General features: G+C 73.1%; 13 protein-coding genes. 6 read left to right on the forward strand and 7 right to left on the reverse strand.

The features are described 5' to 3' along the window. Positions 1 to 12: 12 nt before the first annotated feature. Positions 13 to 915 (reverse strand): LysR family transcriptional regulator, encoded by a 903-nt coding sequence (locus VT52_RS00525; protein ID WP_046426781.1) that lies wholly within the window; start codon positions 913 to 915, stop codon positions 13 to 15. 71 nt (positions 916 to 986) lie between these two features. Between VT52_RS00525 and VT52_RS00530 the strand changes: the two genes are divergently transcribed. From VT52_RS00530 to VT52_RS00540, 3 genes are all read left to right on the forward strand, one after another. Beyond that, the gene (locus VT52_RS00530; protein ID WP_046426782.1) at positions 987 to 1,616 is read left to right on the forward strand and encodes a maleylpyruvate isomerase family mycothiol-dependent enzyme; all 630 of its coding nucleotides are present in this window, start codon (positions 987 to 989) and stop codon (positions 1,614 to 1,616) included. Positions 1,617 to 1,736: 120 nt separating this feature from the next. After that, positions 1,737 to 2,435 (forward strand): L,D-transpeptidase family protein, encoded by a 699-nt coding sequence (locus VT52_RS00535; RefSeq protein WP_046426784.1) that lies wholly within the window; start codon positions 1,737 to 1,739, stop codon positions 2,433 to 2,435. A gap of 206 nt (positions 2,436 to 2,641) precedes the next feature. Then, on the forward strand, positions 2,642 to 2,827 hold the full coding sequence (locus tag VT52_RS00540; protein WP_046426786.1) for a hypothetical protein: 186 nt from the start codon (positions 2,642 to 2,644) through the stop codon (positions 2,825 to 2,827). Between the two features lie 55 nt (positions 2,828 to 2,882). Here the strand turns inward: VT52_RS00540 and VT52_RS00545 are convergent, their stop codons facing one another. Next, positions 2,883 to 3,713: an SAM-dependent methyltransferase gene (locus VT52_RS00545; protein WP_046426789.1), complete on the reverse strand. Its 831-nt coding sequence runs from the start codon at positions 3,711 to 3,713 to the stop codon at positions 2,883 to 2,885. Positions 3,714 to 4,218: 505 nt separating this feature from the next. On the opposite strand from VT52_RS00545, the gene VT52_RS00550 reads away from it, so the two are divergent. Continuing rightward, positions 4,219 to 5,397: a MalY/PatB family protein gene (locus tag VT52_RS00550; protein WP_046427254.1), complete on the forward strand. Its 1,179-nt coding sequence runs from the start codon at positions 4,219 to 4,221 to the stop codon at positions 5,395 to 5,397. Between the two features lie 22 nt (positions 5,398 to 5,419). After that, positions 5,420 to 5,809, forward strand: a complete 390-nt coding sequence (locus tag VT52_RS00555; protein ID WP_046427252.1) for a PPOX class F420-dependent oxidoreductase — start codon at positions 5,420 to 5,422, stop codon at positions 5,807 to 5,809. A gap of 36 nt (positions 5,810 to 5,845) precedes the next feature. Here VT52_RS00555 and VT52_RS00560 read toward each other — a convergent pair whose 3' ends face one another. The 4 genes from VT52_RS00560 to VT52_RS00575 form a co-directional block, all read right to left on the reverse strand. After that, positions 5,846 to 8,683, reverse strand: coding sequence for a hypothetical protein (locus VT52_RS00560; protein ID WP_046427251.1), 2,838 nt, complete (start codon positions 8,681 to 8,683; stop codon positions 5,846 to 5,848). A gap of 171 nt (positions 8,684 to 8,854) precedes the next feature. Beyond that, entirely contained in the window at positions 8,855 to 9,271 is a 417-nt protein-coding gene (locus VT52_RS00565) for a Zn-ribbon domain-containing OB-fold protein (RefSeq protein WP_046427250.1), read from the reverse strand. Positions 9,272 to 9,449: 178 nt separating this feature from the next. Continuing rightward, entirely contained in the window at positions 9,450 to 10,211 is a 762-nt protein-coding gene (locus VT52_RS00570) for a TetR family transcriptional regulator (protein ID WP_046427248.1), read from the reverse strand. A 315-nt stretch (positions 10,212 to 10,526) separates the two neighbouring features. Further along, positions 10,527 to 11,687, reverse strand: a complete 1,161-nt coding sequence (locus VT52_RS00575) for a CaiB/BaiF CoA transferase family protein (RefSeq protein ID WP_046427246.1) — start codon at positions 11,685 to 11,687, stop codon at positions 10,527 to 10,529. 418 nt (positions 11,688 to 12,105) lie between these two features. On the opposite strand from VT52_RS00575, the gene VT52_RS00580 reads away from it, so the two are divergent. Then, positions 12,106 to 12,948 carry an ATP-grasp domain-containing protein gene (locus VT52_RS00580; protein ID WP_046427245.1) on the forward strand — a complete coding sequence of 281 codons (843 nt, stop codon included), beginning with the start codon at positions 12,106 to 12,108 and terminating at the stop codon, positions 12,946 to 12,948. On the opposite strand, the gene VT52_RS00585 is transcribed toward VT52_RS00580, so the two are convergent. Further along, positions 12,935 to 15,358: a polysaccharide lyase 8 family protein gene (locus tag VT52_RS00585; RefSeq protein ID WP_046427244.1), complete on the reverse strand. Its 2,424-nt coding sequence runs from the start codon at positions 15,356 to 15,358 to the stop codon at positions 12,935 to 12,937. The two genes, VT52_RS00580 and VT52_RS00585, sit on opposite strands and share 14 nt — an antisense overlap. Positions 15,359 to 15,468: the final 110 nt, after the last annotated feature.

Raw genomic sequence — 15,468 nt, forward strand, 5'->3', positions numbered from 1 at the left:
ACGCGGTCCTCGTCAGCCCTCCGCGCGCAACTCCCGTCGCAGCCGCCCCAGCAGCTCCCGCGCCGCCGGGCCCAGCGGACCCCGGGCCCGCCAGACCAGGGCCACGCGGCCGCGGGCGCGCGGGCTGTCGAGGGGGAGGACGCGCAGGCCGGGCCGGGGGTTTGGACCGGGCAGGACCGCGACGCCGAGGCCGCGCGCGGCGAGGCGGGCGAGCGCGTCCGGAGCCGCCGCCTCGAACACGACGTGCGGCGCGAACCCGGCCTCGGCACACAGCCGCTCCAGCACCGTCCGCGTCCCGGTTCCGCGCGGCGTTCCGATCAGCCGGTGCCCGTCCAGGGCGCCCACCGGGACGGCCTCCCCCTCCCGGTAGCCGCCCACCAGCGGATGCTCCGGTACGGCCGCCACCACCAGCGGCACATCGACGAACACCTCCCAGGCGAGGCCCGCCGGCGGGGTCCGGTCCGCCACCCCGGCCACCGCGAGGTCGAGCGTGCCGGCGCGCAGCGCGGAGAGCATCCCGTCCGAGAGGTCCTCGGTGAGGGTGACCTCCACCCCGGGATGCGTCCGGTGGAAGCGGGCCAGCAGCCCGGCGAGGTCGGACGGATGGCCCAGGGCACCGGGCACGAGTCCGATCGCGACCCGCCCGCGCAGCAGACCCGTGTACTCCTGCGCCGTCCGCCGCGCCCCGTCGGCCGCCGCCAGTGCCGCCCGCGCGTACGGCAGTACGGCCTCGCCGACCTCGGTCGGCCGCACCGTGCGCCCCGAGCGGTCCAGCAGCGGCTGTCCCAACTCCCGCTCCAGTTGCCGTATCTGCGCGCTCAGCCCCGGCTGTGCCAGATGCAGCCGTGCGGCGGCCCGGGTGAAACCGGCCTCTTCCACCACCGTCACGAAGTAGCGCAGCTGCCTCAACTCCATAACGGATCATGCTAGTTGCGATACGGACCCGGTCTTGGACGCGTCGCCGCGGCGCTCCCCATGCTGGGGGCATGGAGAAAGCACCGGACATCGCCGCACTCATCGCCGCCGAACGCCGCGAATCGGCCAAACTTTTCGAGGAGCTGTCGCCGGCGCAGTGGGACGCTCCCAGCCTCTGCGCGGGCTGGCGGGTCCGAGAGGTCGTGGCGCACATGTCGATGGGGTTCCGGTACCCGACCGCGAAGGTGCTGCTGGAGCTGGCCAAGGCGCGCGGGAGCCTGCACCGGATGACCGACCGGCTCGCCCGCCGGGACGCGGCCGCCCACCCGGACCGCGCCCTCGCCGGCTTTCTGCGCACTCATGCCCGCCACCCCTGGAAGCCGCCGGTCGGCGGCCTCGCCGCGGCCCTCGGCCATGACGTCGTCCACGGCCTGGACGTCACCGTGGCGCTGGGCCTGGACCGCCGGGTCCCCGAGGACCGGCTGCGGGTCCTCCTCGACGCCGTCGATCCGCGCGCCTTCCGCCTCTTCGGCACCGACCTCACCGGGGTGCGGCTGTGCGCCGACGATCTCGACTGGTCCTTCGGTGCCGGCGCACCCCTGCGCGGCAGTGCCCAGGACCTGCTGCTCGTCGCCTACGGCCGGGCGCTCCCCGACGGCCGGCTCCGGGGTGAGGAAGCTCACCGTTTCGTCACGAGGTGACCAGAAAGGCAACCCCGGCGTGTCCGATCGGGTCTACTTGTCCGAGATCGTGGGAATCGCGGACGCGAGCACCCGGGGGAGGCCCTGGGAAAAAAGGTGAGAAGAAGGAGAAAAGCCCTCATGGGGGACATACGCAGACGAGGTGTTGTGGCGGCCGGAATCACGGGACTCGTGGCGCCGCTCACACTCGCCCTCACCGCGGCACCGGCCCAGGCCGCGAGTTACTGCACCACATCGACGGGCCCGTACCAGAAGCAGGCCGAGAAGTTCCTCGGCCGCCCGGTGGACGGCCGCCAGTCCGCCGCCGACTGCAAGGCGATCCGCTCCTTCCAGGCGAAGAACGGCATCACGCCCACCATCGGCTACGCGGGGCCGGTCACCTGGGGTGTGATGGACCTCATCGACAAGCAGAAGGCCGTGGGGAGGAATCCGAACAAGAGCGGCAAGTGCCCGGTGAACAAGGGCCGGATCGCCTGTGTGGACCTCACGCACCAGCTCAGCTGGATCCAGGACGGCAAGAAGCTCGTCTACGGTCCGGTGCCGGTGCGCACCGGCCGCAAGGGCTTCGTCACCCGCACCGGCCTGACGAAGGTCTACTGGCGTGACCTCCACCACGTCTCGACGCTCTACGACGTGCCGATGCCGTACAGCCAGTTCTTCAACGGCGGCGAGGCGTTCCACTCGGTCGGCCTGAGCATGTGGAACCCGCCGGGGTCGCACGGCTGCGTCAACATGACCCCGAAGGACGCCAAGAAGTACTGGTCGCTGCTGCGGACGGGCGACGACGTCTTCGTGTACGGCCGCAAGCCCGGCACCTGAGCGCCCGTTCGCCCGGTTCCGCCGGTCGCTCCGGCCGGGAAACCGTGCCGTCGCCCACCCTCGTCCGGCGGTCCCGGAGCCGCCGCCGGGTGAGGGTCGGGTGTGAACTCCCTTACACCGCTTGACACATCGACGTGATGAGCAACACGGTCCGAAATGTCCATGTCGGGGCTACTTACTCACAGCGTCTTCACCCCGATCGGCATATGCTTCACAGCATGTCCACCACTCTTGAAGCCGCCTCCGAGCGATCGGCCGCGGAGGTCAACGAGGAGATCCGGGCCCTGTGGCGCCGATCGGGCGGGACGCTTACCACCGAGCAGCGCAAGGAGTACCAGCGCCTCGTGATGGAGTGGGCCGCCGCGGCTCCACGGCCGTACCGGGCCGTCTGACCCCGCGACGCGAACCCGCGACCCCGATCGGGAGTCGCGGGTCCCCAGACCCTCCTCAGCCCTTGCGGGCCACCCCGCCGAACATGGCGACCTCCTCCGGCTCGGCCCCGTTGTCGTGCTCCGGGCGCCAGCGCGAGCAGGAGACCACACCCGGCTCCAGCAGCCGAAGACCGTCGAAGAACCGGGCCACGTCCGCAGGCGTGCGCTGGGTCAGCTTCGGGGTGCCGTGCTCGTTCCAGAACTTCACCGCCTCGTCCACGTCCGGCATCGAGGGATGCGTGACCGTGTGCGACAGCACCAGATGGCTGCCCGCCGGAAGCCGGTCCATGAACCTGCGCACAAGTCCGTACGCCTCGTCGTCCTCACCGATGAAGATGACCACACCGAGCAGTATCAGCGCGACCGGCTCGCTGAAGTCCAGCGTCTTCGCCGCGTGTTCGAGGATCGCGTCCACATTGCGCAGATCCTCGTCCAGGTAGTCGGTACGGCCCTCCGGCGTGCTCGTCAGCAGGGCCCGCGCGTGTGCCAGCACCAGCGGGTCGTTGTCGACGTACACGATCCGCGACGCGGGCGCGATGCGCTGGGCGACCTCGTGCGTGTTGTCGGCGGTGGGCAGCCCGGTGCCGACGTCCAGGAACTGGCGGATGCCCGCCTTCTCGACCAGGTGCCGCACGGCCCGGCCCAGGAACAGCCGGTCCGCGCGGGCGTACTCCCCGATGCCCGGGTGTAGTTGGCGGATCTGATCGCCGGCCGTCCGGTCGACCTCGTAGTTGTCCTTGCCGCCGAGCCAATAGTTCCAGATCCGCGCGGTGTGCGGCTGGCTGGTGTTGATACGGGCGCGCAGCGACACCGCCACGTCGTTGGTGGCTGCGGGGTTGTCGGTCACGTGCGTCAGCTCCTGGGGGCCTGGAGGAGTGGTTCAGCCTTCAAGGCGCAATCTAATCCCCCGAGTTGCCCCGCGCCGCCGGTCCCGCCGATTCCGCCGCCGGAGCCGCGGGGCACCCGGTCGCCGAGGTGCGGGCGCCTGACCGGTCCCGCCGGCGGCAGCGGCAGCGGGAGCGGGGAGCGGGGAGTGGGGGGCGGCCGGACGCGCCCCCGGTGGCGGTCCGCGCCGGAGTGGGCCGCCGTCGGCACGGACGCGCGGCGGGCGGTCCGCCGCGCGCGGGCCCCCGCCGGCCCGGCGCGCCGAAGGTGCCGGACCGGCGCGGCGGACCGGACCCGGCCGTGCCGCCGGCGGCGGACCGACGGTCCGCTCCACCGCGGAGTACGCCTCGCCGCCGGCCGGGAACTCCCTGCCGGGGCCGGGCCCGTCACAGGCGGCCTCCCGGCCGCGCGCCACCGCCCCGTCCGCCCCGTTCCGGCTCACGGCACAGCCCCCTATCTTGTGCCTCATGACCAGCCTCCCGCACGACACCGCCGCCGAACCGGATCCGCTGCGCGCCCTCGGCCTGGAGCGGCTGCGCCGTCGTACGAGCATGAAGTGGCGCACCTACCCCGAGGACGTCCTCCCGCTGTGGGTGGCCGAGATGGACGTGCCCCTCGCCCCGCCCGTGGTCCGCGCCGTCACCGACGCCCTCGCCCTGGGCGACACCGGGTACCCGGCCGGCACCGCCTACGCCGAGGCCCTCGCCGCCTTCGCGGCCCGGAGCTGGCGGTGGGACGGGATCGCGGCGGACCGTACGGCGATCGTTCCGGACGTCATGCTCGGAGCGGTCGAAATGATCAGACTGGTGACCGGAGCGGGCGATCCGGTGATCGTCAACCCGCCGGTCTACCCGCCGTTCTTCATGTTCATCACCCATATGGACCGCCGGGTGGTGGAAGCCCCGCTCGGCGCGGACCTGCGCCTCGACCTGGGGGCGCTGGAGGACGCCTTCCGACGGGCCACCGCGGGCGGCGGGCGCGCGGCCTACCTGCTGTGCAGCCCGCACAACCCCACCGGCACCGTGCACACCGCCGCCGAGCTGACGGCCGTCGCCGAGCTGGCCGAGCGCCATGGCGTGCGGGTCGTCGCGGACGAGATCCACGCCCCGCTCACCGCCCCCGGCACCTCCTTCGTGCCGTACCTCAGTCTGCCCGCCGCCGCTCGGGGCCTCTCCCTCATGTCGGCCTCCAAGGGCTGGAACCTCCCGGGCCTCAAGGCCGCCCTCGCCCTGGCCGGCCCCGGGGCCGCCGCCGATCTCGCCCGGATGCCCGAGGAGGTCGGCCACGGCGCCGGCCACGTCGCGGTCATCGCGCACACCGCCGCCCTGCGTGAGGCCACCGGCTGGCTCGACGCCCTGCGCACCGGGATCCAGTCCAACCGGCGCCTGCTGGCCGGCCTGCTCGCCGAGCACCTGCCCGCGGTCCGCCTCCACCCCGGCGAGGCGACCTACCTCGCCTGGCTCGACTGCCGCGCCCTCGGCCTCGGCGACGACCCCGCCGGGGTCTTCCTGGACCGCGGCCGGGTCGCCCTCTCCGCGGGTCTCCCGTTCGGCACCGGAGGCGCGGGCCACGCGCGCCTCAACCTCGCGACCTCGCCGGAGATCCTCACCGAGGCCGTACACCGCATGGCCGCCGCCCTGAGGTGAGCGGACGCCTAGACTCACCGTCATGGACGAAGACTCGCGTCAGGCCCGGCTCGCCGCCGGAAAGTACCTGCTGGTGACCAGCTACCGCAGGAACGGAACGCCCGTGGCCACCCCGGTGTGGGTGGTCCAGGACGGCCCGCGCCTCGGTGTCTGGACGGCCGCCGACAGCTTCAAGGTCAAACGCATCCGCAACCGCGCCGACATCCTCGCCGGCCCCTGCGACCTGCGCGGCAACCCCACCGGCGACCAGCTCCCCGCCACCGCCGAGATCACCGACCCGGCCACCACCGCCCGCTACCGCGACCTGATCGCCCGCAAGTACGGCATCCTCGGCCGCCTCATCCTCCTGGGCAGCCGACTGCGGCGTGGCTCGGGCGGCGCGGTCGGCATCCGGGTGACCCTCGACGGCTGACGGCCGGGAGCCACCCGGAGCGGAACCGCTCCTGGATCAGGGCGCGTTCAGCACCGAACCCGCCAGCACCAGCCCGTTCCGGCGGGGTTCGCCCGTCATGTCGTCGAGCTGCTGGAACCGGACCGACTCCGTGGGCTCGGCGGTCCTGTCCTCGACCGTGGGCACCGTGATGTCCGCACTCGTCCGGTGCGCGGGGACGTCGACCCAGAGGTAGAGGCCGTTCACCTTGGACAGCGGGCGCTCCGGGTCCGGGGACGCACCGCAGATGTCGCGCAGCCACGCGGCCGGGACGTCCTTGGTGGACAGCTCCGCACCGCCGGCGGGCGGGGCGACGCCGAACAGGGCGCTCATGTCCATGTCGACCGGTTCCGACAGCGTCACGCGCCACGTGAGGGACTGGCCCTCCGTGACGCGGTTCGCGAGCGGGGTGACGGTCATGGCGGGCGCCGGATCGTCGTCGTGCACGGTCACGCCGCCCCCGTAGGAGCCGACGACGGCGCCGTGTACCGCCTTGACCAGCACGTCGTACGTGATGTCCGGGCCGTAGCGGGTGTTGCCCCTGACCTCGATCGGCACGTCGATGTCCTGGCCGCCCGGGTGCACCGTGACCAGCCGGTCGGTGGCACGGCCGGTGGCCGGGTCCAGCACGTAGACGCGGACCTGGCCGCTGCCGTGGCCGGACACGCGGGCCGGGACGCGGTAGGTGCGCGCGCCAGAGTCGCCCTCGGCCACCGTCAGCCGGCCGAGGTCCACGCGCGGCAGCGCCGCCGGGCGCACCGCGGGCGTGCCCGGACGCCAGCCCCACGCGTCGACGAGCCAGGCCCGTCCGGACGCCGAATGCGCCTTCAGTTCCATGGACTTGACGGAAGCCAGGTCCACGCGGGCGCGGCCGGCGGCCGTCAGTGGGACCCGGAACTCGCGGGCCCAGTAGGCGGCGGTCCGCTGGCTGCCGGGCAGTCCGTCGGCATGGATCCGGCCCAGCGTCGCACGGTGGCCGCCGGTGTCGGTGAGGGTCACGTCGAACTGTGTGCCGCGGGAGTCGGGCGGCACGAACAGCCGGAGCGCCAGATCCTCGGCTCCGGACAGGGACAGCGGCCGCCGCGCGGTCACCCGGGTCCGGGCGCCGGTGTGCGTCCAGCGCAGCGCGATCGCGTGCCGGCCGGACTCCCGGTCGGTCTGCCACTGCGCGAAGTGCGGCGAGTAGCCGCTCGCGTCGTCGCCGAGACAGCGCTTCGCCGGGCTGGGATCCACGACGGCACACAGCCTGCCGCCGCTCACCGAGACCCCGCCGTCCGGCAGGAAGCCGCCGCCGCGGCGCGCCCCCACCGCATGGCTGAGGACCCGCGCCGGATCCGCCGACGGCGCCCGCTTCCCGGAGCCGTCCAGCAGCGGCCGCACCCGGTCGTCGCCGGCCACGAACAGCCGCGCGGCCGCCGCGACGTACACCGAACCGGCCCGGTGCTGCCGGTCGGCGGAGAGCCGGGTCGCGGCGTGGTTGCCGCACACCGGGTCCGGACGGTCCGGGTCGTCGTAGAAGTCGTCCTCGGCGGGCGCCGCCGAAGTTCCTGGTGTCCACTCGGAGTTGAAGAAGTTGTGATCGGCGCCGACGACGTACACGGCACTGTGCAGGGCGCGGCCCGTGCTGACCGTGCGCGTCCCGTCGACGTACAACTCGCCTTCCAGATCGGAGACGTCACCGTCGCAGCCCGGCAGGACCGACACCGACGGCACGTCGGGCACCGGGTTCTGGCCGAACAGGGTGGGGCCGATCAGCACCATGCCACGCACGTTCCAGCGCACCGCGCCGTGATAGCCGTCCTGGTCGGCGGGCGGCGGGTAGAGGCTGTCCAGGGCCGCCCGGTCGACACCCTCGCCGCCCCGGGAATGCCCGACGAGCAGCACCCGGTTCAGATCGGCGCGGGGCGCGGAACGGACGATCGCCGGCGCGGACCCGGGGTTTCGCGCCCAGTCGGCCCAGTGGCCCAGGTGGAGCCGGATCAGGGAGGAGCGGGCCTGGGCGCCGCCGTCCTCGGCCGACTCGTCGTCCTGGCCGTTGACGCCGTTCGCCGAGACCGACACCGTCAAGTAGCCCTGCGAGGCGAGGAGTCGCTGGTCGCGCAGATAGCCGCGGTAGCTCGGCACCGGAAGGTAGCCGGACTTGCAGGGCCAGTCGATGCTGATCTCGCCGCCCCGGTAGCAGGTGTAGTGACGGCCGTGCAGGAAGAGCGCGAGCGGCCGCTTGCCCAGGGCGCCGACGGGGGCGACGACCACCGCGCGCATCTCCACCGGCTTCGCGAAACCCGGCAGCCGTACCGACGTGAGGGCGTATTCGCCGGTCCGGGTGCGATAGGCGCCCGGCTTGCCCGGATCGACGCCGTTCGCGGGGAGCCGGGGCGGAGGAGCCTGTTCGGCGGGTGGTGCGGGGGCCACGGGCGAGGCGGGCGGTGCCGCTGTCGCGCCGCTCGGGCGGCCGTCCAGCCGGTGGCCACCGGACCAGACCTGCAGCGCCTCGGGCCGGCCGAGTCCGACGAGTCCGCGCGGTCCGCTCGCCTGCGATCCGTCGAGCGGGAGACGGAACGTGCGGCCGTCGGCGTCCGGCTTCGGCACCCCCAGCAGGCGCCCGTCCGAGCGGAACTCGACCCGCGCGTCCCCCATCGGTACCGGCCGGTCGGAGCGCCACTCCAGCCGGGGCGCCGCGTTCTCGCCGGCCAGCCGCCAGCCCGGTGGCAACGCGCCGCGGCCGTCCGGTGACGCCGGTATCGCTGTCGCTGTCGCTGACGTTGGCCGTCCCTGGGCGACCGCCGTTCCTGGAGACACCCCCGCCACCGCGCATAACGCGGCGGCGGTGACCCATATGCGCCGGGCACGGACCACTGTTCCTCCTCGACCCCCGACCTCGGGCGCCCCGGCCGTCCCGGGGCCCCTCGCTCCCGGAGGACGGAACGCGGAGTCTGTGGGTTGCCTGTGAAAGGGAAGCGGTGGATCACATGTGCCGCAACCGGGCTAACCGAAGTGGGGTGTTCGAGGGTGCGGCGGTCGGGAGGGTCAGGTCCAGGCCCGGTACGGCTCGTCCACCAGCTGGAAGACCGGCTCGCCGCGCACCGGGTCCTTGGTCGTCGACAGCCGCACCCGGTCGCCGCTGTGGATGCCGACCGGCGGCCCCATGACCCGGCCCCGTACGACGAAGCCCTCGGCCATCTCGATCAGCGAGACATTGCGCGCCGCCGGGGTGTTGCGGTGCACCACCGTGGAATGGCGGACGGTGCCGGTCCCCTCGCTGCGCTCGGTGCACAGTTCACTGCCCTGGCACACCGGGCACAGCAGCCGGTGGTACATCGCGGTACCGCACCAGGTGCAGCGCTGGAAGTGGATGGCGTCCCTGGAGTCCGTGGCGGCGGGATCGAGCACACCCGTCGCGGAGCCGGCCACCGGATGCGGGGCGCTCACTGAGTGTTGGTACATCCTGGTCAACTCCCTGCACTCGGCCGGAATCCCGCGTGCGCGTCCCGTGCACGCGTGCGCCCGGCGGCCTGGCCACCGCGCCTGACCGACAGCGTATGGCACTCAGTGTCACTCGTAAAGGCACTCGGTACCCTTAAGTGAATTCCGGGGTTACCCGCGCGACCGCGGCGCCGGCCGCTCAGACGTGACGCGGCGCCGTCTCCAGCTGCTGCACCACCCGCCACAGCGGGGCGTCCCGGCGCGTGACGAGGACCAGTACGTCGTCGGGGCGCGGGGAGTCCTCGGCGTCCGGCGCGGACCCGGGCCGCACGGGGGTACGGCCGTCCGGCGCGGACGCCGTCTCCTGCGGACGCCCGAACTCCCTCTGCACATAGCCCAGCGCGCGGTCCAGCGCGGCGACCGCGTCGCCGGTCCCGTCCGAACGCAGCCAGGAGCGCAGCGCGTTGTTGTGCGCGGCGACCACCGCGGCCGCGATCACATCGGCCCGCAGCGTGCCGTCGGGGTGCCCGGCGAACCGGCCGCGCAGATATCCGGCCATCGCGCGCTCGTAGCGCCACACCACCGAGAGTTCCGACGCCCGCAGGCCCGGCACCTTCCGGGTGAGGCGATAGCGCTGCACGGAGAACGCCGGGCTCTCCGCGTACATGTGCAGCACCATCCGGGCCGAGTCGCACACCCGCCGCACCGGCTCGCACTCCTCGCCGCCCGCCGCGAGGAAGGCCGTCATGTCGGCGAGACAGCGCTCGTGGTCCGGGAAGACCACGTCCTCCTTGGCGGGGAAGTAACGGAAGAAGGAACGCCGGCCGACTCCGGCCAGGGCCACGATGTCGTCCACCGTGGTCTGCTCGTAGCCGTGTTCCGAGAAGAGCCGGAAGGCCGCCGCGACCAGGGCGTCCCGCATCGGCGGTTTGGCGGCCGGCGCCGCGCTGCTGGAGCTCATGGACGGGAACGTAGCACCCGGATCGACAATGTGACACTCAGTGCAGCAACTGTGGAGATCCGAGGGAACTGAGTGCTGTGCGAAAGGTGCGCTCGGACATCGGAGTGATCATATTGACGGGAAACGGTCGCCACAGCCGTGGGCGTGGAGCGAGTGACCCGAAATCAGGCTCGGACCACCGTCCAGGAGGGAGCCCCGTGCGAGCCTCCGCGTCGCCGAACCGGCGGACGGACCCGGCGTCCCCGCCGTCACCTCGTGCCGCGCCGTCGAGACGCCGGCATCCCGCTGCGCCGCATCGCCGAACGCGCCGCCCGGTCAGGAGTCGAGCCAGTCGGCGATCTCGTCGGTGTGCTCGCCGAGGCGGGGCGGCCGGTGGTCGTAGCGGGGCGGGGTACGGGACAGCGAGATCGGGTTGGCGACCAGGTCCAGGGTCGCCCCGTCGTCCCCGTCCACGGAGGCGCGGGGGGCGAGGCCCAGCCGTTCGGCGAGGGCGAAGGCCCCGCCGATGTCGTTGACCGGACCGCACGGGACGCCGAGCGGTGTGAGGTGCTCGAACCACTCGGCGGCGGTCCGAGCCGCCAGCAACTCCGACAGTTTTGCGGCCAGTTCGTCGACATGGGCCACCCGCTCGGCGTTGCCGGCGAAACGCGCGTCGTCGGCCAGCTCCGGGGCGCCGACGCCCTGGCACAGAGCCGCGAACTGGCGGTCGTTGCCGACGGCGATCACCAGCGGCCGGTCCTTGGCCCGGTACACCTCGTACGGGGCGATCGACGGATGCCGGTTGCCCATGATGCCCGGCACCCGGCCGGCCAGGGTGTATCCGGCGGACTGGTTGACCAGGCCCGACAGCAGGGTCGTCAGCAGATCGACCTCGATGAGCTGCCCCTCGCCGGTCGCCTCCCGGTGCCGCAGCGCGGCCAGCACCCCGACCGCGGCGTGCAGCCCGGTCAGCACGTCCACCACCGCCACCCCGGTCTTCACCGGCTCCCCGGGCGCGGACCCGGTGACACTCATCAGCCCGCCCACGGCCTGGATCAGCAGGTCGTACCCGGGCAGCGCGGCCCCCGGTCCGGACCCGAAACCGGTGATCGAGCAGTACACGATGCCCGGGTTGCCGGCGCACACCTCGTCGTAGCCGAGCCCGTACTTCCGCAGCGTCCCCGGCCGGAAGTTCTCGAACAGCACATCCGCGCGGCGCGCCAGTTCGACGGCACGGCGCCGGTCGGCCTCCGCACGCAGATCGAGAGCGACCGAGCGCTTGTTGCGGTTGACGGACAGGAAATAGGTGGCCTCGCCGTGCGCGTGCGGCGGCCCCCACGCACGGGTGTCGTCACCGCCCGCCGGATGCTCGACCTTGATCACATCGGCGCCCAGGTCGGCGAGGAGCATCGTCGCGTACGGCGCCGCGAGCACCCGCCCGAAGTCGGCGACGAGAACACCGCTCAGCGGCAGCGGCACATCGGCTCCACCCGTCACGTCCTACCTCCCGAGCCGTGCGGATTCCCGGTGGTCCGGGGCCGCCGGACCACTCCGGCCCGGCCGAGGCGGCCATTGTGGGGGTGGCCGGCCCTTCGGCGCACTGGACGAAATGGCCTGCTCCCGGGGGTCGGGGTGCGCCGGTCTGTCGATGGCGCGGGGCCTTCGGGCCGGCCCTCGTCCCCCTGCTGCCCTCGCTCCCCATACCGCCCTCGCTCCCCACGCTGCCCTCGCCCCCTCCGCCCGGGTCACACCGACGGCGCCGCGCCCCCCCCCCCGCCGTGCACCGGGGGTCGGGGTACCGGAGCGCGGCGAGGTGGAACCCCGGGTGATCGAAAGCGCGTCAACTGCCAGGCGTAACCTTTCTGCGCCCGATCCGCCCCGCCCGTCGACCCCAGCGCCGCCCAAGGAGAACCGCATGCCCGCCGCTCGCCCCCGTGTCCTCTACGTCACCGACCTGGCGTACCAGGCCCGCGGGCGCCGCTACTGCGACGAGGACATCTTCCTCACCTCCCGGCTGCGCGCCCATTTCGACCTCGCCCTGTGCCATCCGCTGGACACGGCGGCACTCATGGACGGCCACGACGCCGTCGTCGTCCGCAACAGCGGCCCCGTCCTCGGCTACCAGCGGGCCTACGACGCCTTCCGCGCGCGGGCGCTGGAACACGGCAGCCGTGTGTACAACCCGCTCACCGGCAAGGCCGACATGGCCGGCAAGCAGTACCTCCTCGACCTGACCGCCGCCGGGTACCCGGTCATCCCGACCGTCGACCGCCTTGCCGACCTGCACCGGCTGCCGCCCGCGCACCGCTACGTGGTCAAGCCCAGGCTCGGCGCGGACTCCCTCGGCCTGCGCATCGTCCCCGCCACCCGCCTCGACACCCACGCGGGGGACGACGTCCTCATCCAGCCGCACATCGACTTCGCCTACGAGGTCTCCTTCTACTTCGTGGACGACGACTTCCAGTACGCCCTCTACGCCCCCGACCCGCGCCGCCGCTGGGAGCTGAAGCCGTACGCGGCGACCGCCGCCGACCTGGAGTTCGCCCGGCGCTTCATCGACTGGAACGAACTCGGCCACGGCATCCAGCGGGTCGACGCCTGCCGGGCCCCCGACGACGGCCTCCTGCTGGTCGAACTGGAGGACCTCAACCCCTACCTGTCGCTGGAGGCCCTGCCGGAGCGGGACAGGGACGCCTTCGTGGGCGCGTTCACGGCGTCCCTGAGCCGGTTCGTGCGGGGGGCGGTCAGCGCGATGTGACGCCGATCAGCTGGCTGACTCCGGCCGTGCCGGCGAGGTCGCCGAAGGTCAGGGTGAGGGACTCGCCGGTCTCGGCCGAAGCGAGCGTGGCCGGGGCCGAGACGACCGAGGTGACCGGACGCCGCCAGGTCAGGGTCAGACCCGTGCGCGTCAGTGTCGGATCGCTCACGGCGATCACCGCGGTACCGTCCCCCCGCTCGCTGATCATCACGGAACACGGATCGCTCGCCGTGAGCGATCCGACCGTTCCGCCGGACCAGAAGTTCACCCCGGTGAAGCCGAGCGAACGGACCGAAACGCCCTGCTGACCGTCCGCGTTGGCCGATACGGTCAGCCAGTGCCGGTCCGCCGACCGTGCGCGCGTTCGCGCGGCGCTCGCGCCCGGCATGAGCAGATAGGAGTACGAGGCGTCCACCGGATCGGTGCCGTGATCGACGTACATCGTCAGGTACTTCCTGGTCAACACGGCGGTCGAGCCGGCCGTGTTGATCGAGCTCCAACTGCCCTCGCGCGCCTCGCGCAGCGCCCGTACCGTCGCGCCCCCGGGAAAGACATAGCCGCCGTGCCCGCCGATGTGCGCCCAGCCGGTGCCTTCGAGCGTCTGCGACCAGGGGTACCCCGCCGGTTCCGCGCCGCCGTCCACCGTGAACGTCGCGCCGCCGGCCGCGCCGAGGTTGCGGTTCTCGATCGTCGTCTCCACGGTCGTGCCGTCGGTGCAGGAGATGCCGGCGCCGAGGCAGACCACCGTGTCGTCCAGGAAGAACCACGACTTCCTCGCGACCAGTGTCGACCGGAGGCCCTTGAGGTACTGCCCGACCGCGGCCCGGCGGCCGTCCGTCGCGCCGCCCACCCAGTTCACGTCCGGTCTGGCCGCGCCCCAGTCGCCGCCCGCACCGTCGGCCAGGGCCTTGCGCGAGACGGTCGTACCGGGGAGCCGGCAGGGGTCGACGGTGGGCCAGAAGGCGTCGCTGTACTGGTCGTCGGCGAAGGTGCCGCCCCACCAGTACAGCATCCCGGAACCGGTGTGCCAGCCGCGCGGGTTCTCGCCGTTGCCGCACTCGTAGTAAGCGATCCGCTCGCTCGCCATGCTCAGCGAGGCCGCCCAGCCGGGCCGGCGGTGCGTGGCCCGTGCCATGGCCGGGAACAGCCGGTGCCCGGTCGGCTCCGGGACCGCCCGCACCGTCGTATCGTCCTCGACCTCCTGGAGCCGGGCCAGGTTCGGCAGGCTGAGCACCGGGTCCGCGAGCGGCGGACGGTACCGGTCGCGCCGCATCCAGCCCTTCACCAGAGCGCGCCAGCGCGCGTTCCGCGCCGCGCCCGCGCCCTGGCCGAGCAGCACGATGGCGGCGAGGACGGGGTGCCCGCGCAGGTGGTCGTCCTGCTGTACGCCCGCCGGGTCATCGGCGGACAGGCCCCGGCTGACCGCGCGGCCCGCGACGCCGTCCATGACCAGGCCGTTGTACAGGAACGGCGCCCAGGCCCTCTCGACCGAGTCGAACACGGCCGTCCGGTTCTCGTCCGTCACCTCCCAGTTCGACCCGGCCAGCAGCGCGAACAGCATGCCGAGACCGCCCAGGAACACCGAACCGTACGAGCCCGTGTACGGCACCCAGGTGTGCTGGACGAACGAGCCGTCGGCGTACAGGCCGTCACCCGAGGAGACGTAGGGGAAGACGGGGGACAGGGCGTCCCGGGCCAGTGCCACCTTCGCCGCGTCCGCCCCGACCACCCCGCGCAGCGCCAGCACCCGGCACAGATCGACCCGGTTGGCGCCGGTGCTCGTACCGCTGTAGTCCGACACCGCCGAGTCGGGAACGAACTGGTCCACCGCCGCCAGGTACCCGGCGAGTCGGTCGGCCGGCAACGCGTCGTGGAGCAGCACGCACGTGTCCAGGAGTGCCTGCGGGGCGCCGATCTGCCAGCTCCACCAGTTGCCGTAACGGGCCCGGCCGGCGTGGTACACGTCGTCGTGGAGGTGGCCGAGGCCGGTGACGACGGCGTCGCGCAGGTTCGCGTCACCGGTGAGACCGGTGCCCGGCTGGCCGTACGCCTGCGCGAGAGTGCTCAGCCGGGTGTAACTGGTGCTCATGTTGCCCGAGCAGACGTACGATCCCGGGTCCGTGCCCGGATCCGGTTCGGCGTACGGGAGGTCCGGCCACAGGGCCCCGGCCGTCGGCGACATCGAGGCGAGGTACCGTCGCGCCGTTCCGCCCAGGCCGGCCAGGCGGGAGGCGAAGGGCTCGGCGGCGGGGTCGAAGCCCTCGCCGAGGATCAGGGTGCGCCACTTGGACCGCAGGGCGGTGAACTCGTCCGGCACGGCGGAGGCGGGGGAGGGGGTGCCCAGTCCCAGGGCGGCGGCGGTGCCGGAGCAGACGGCCAGGAAACCACGACGTGACCGAGGAGTCGTCATGACGGCGCTTTCTAGCACGCGCCCGCTCAGACGCTCAATAGGTGTGTTTTCGGACATCACTTGGGCATCCGGGTGTTCGGTCCAATGGCGAGGGCGAGTTGAGCCATTGG

Origin of the sequence: Streptomyces malaysiense, assembly GCF_000980885.2 — a bacterium.
GTDB lineage: Bacteria > Actinomycetota > Actinomycetes > Streptomycetales > Streptomycetaceae > Streptomyces > Streptomyces malaysiense.

Bases quoted from the DNA above. Each gene is read 5' to 3' on its own strand.
- VT52_RS00525 (WP_046426781.1), bottom strand. From the start codon at position 915: ATGGAGTTGAGGCAGCTGCGCTACTTCGTGACGGTGGTGGAAGAGGCC.
- VT52_RS00530 (WP_046426782.1), top strand. From the start codon at position 987: ATGGAGAAAGCACCGGACATCGCCGCACTCATCGCCGCCGAACGCCGC.
- VT52_RS00535 (WP_046426784.1), top strand. From the start codon at position 1,737: ATGGGGGACATACGCAGACGAGGTGTTGTGGCGGCCGGAATCACGGGA.
- VT52_RS00540 (WP_046426786.1), top strand. From the start codon at position 2,642: ATGCTTCACAGCATGTCCACCACTCTTGAAGCCGCCTCCGAGCGATCG.
- VT52_RS00550 (WP_046427254.1), top strand. From the start codon at position 4,219: ATGACCAGCCTCCCGCACGACACCGCCGCCGAACCGGATCCGCTGCGC.
- VT52_RS00555 (WP_046427252.1), top strand. From the start codon at position 5,420: ATGGACGAAGACTCGCGTCAGGCCCGGCTCGCCGCCGGAAAGTACCTG.
- VT52_RS00565 (WP_046427250.1), bottom strand. From the start codon at position 9,271: ATGTACCAACACTCAGTGAGCGCCCCGCATCCGGTGGCCGGCTCCGCG.
- VT52_RS00570 (WP_046427248.1), bottom strand. From the start codon at position 10,211: ATGAGCTCCAGCAGCGCGGCGCCGGCCGCCAAACCGCCGATGCGGGAC.
- VT52_RS00580 (WP_046427245.1), top strand. From the start codon at position 12,106: ATGCCCGCCGCTCGCCCCCGTGTCCTCTACGTCACCGACCTGGCGTAC.
- VT52_RS00585 (WP_046427244.1), bottom strand. From the start codon at position 15,358: ATGACGACTCCTCGGTCACGTCGTGGTTTCCTGGCCGTCTGCTCCGGC.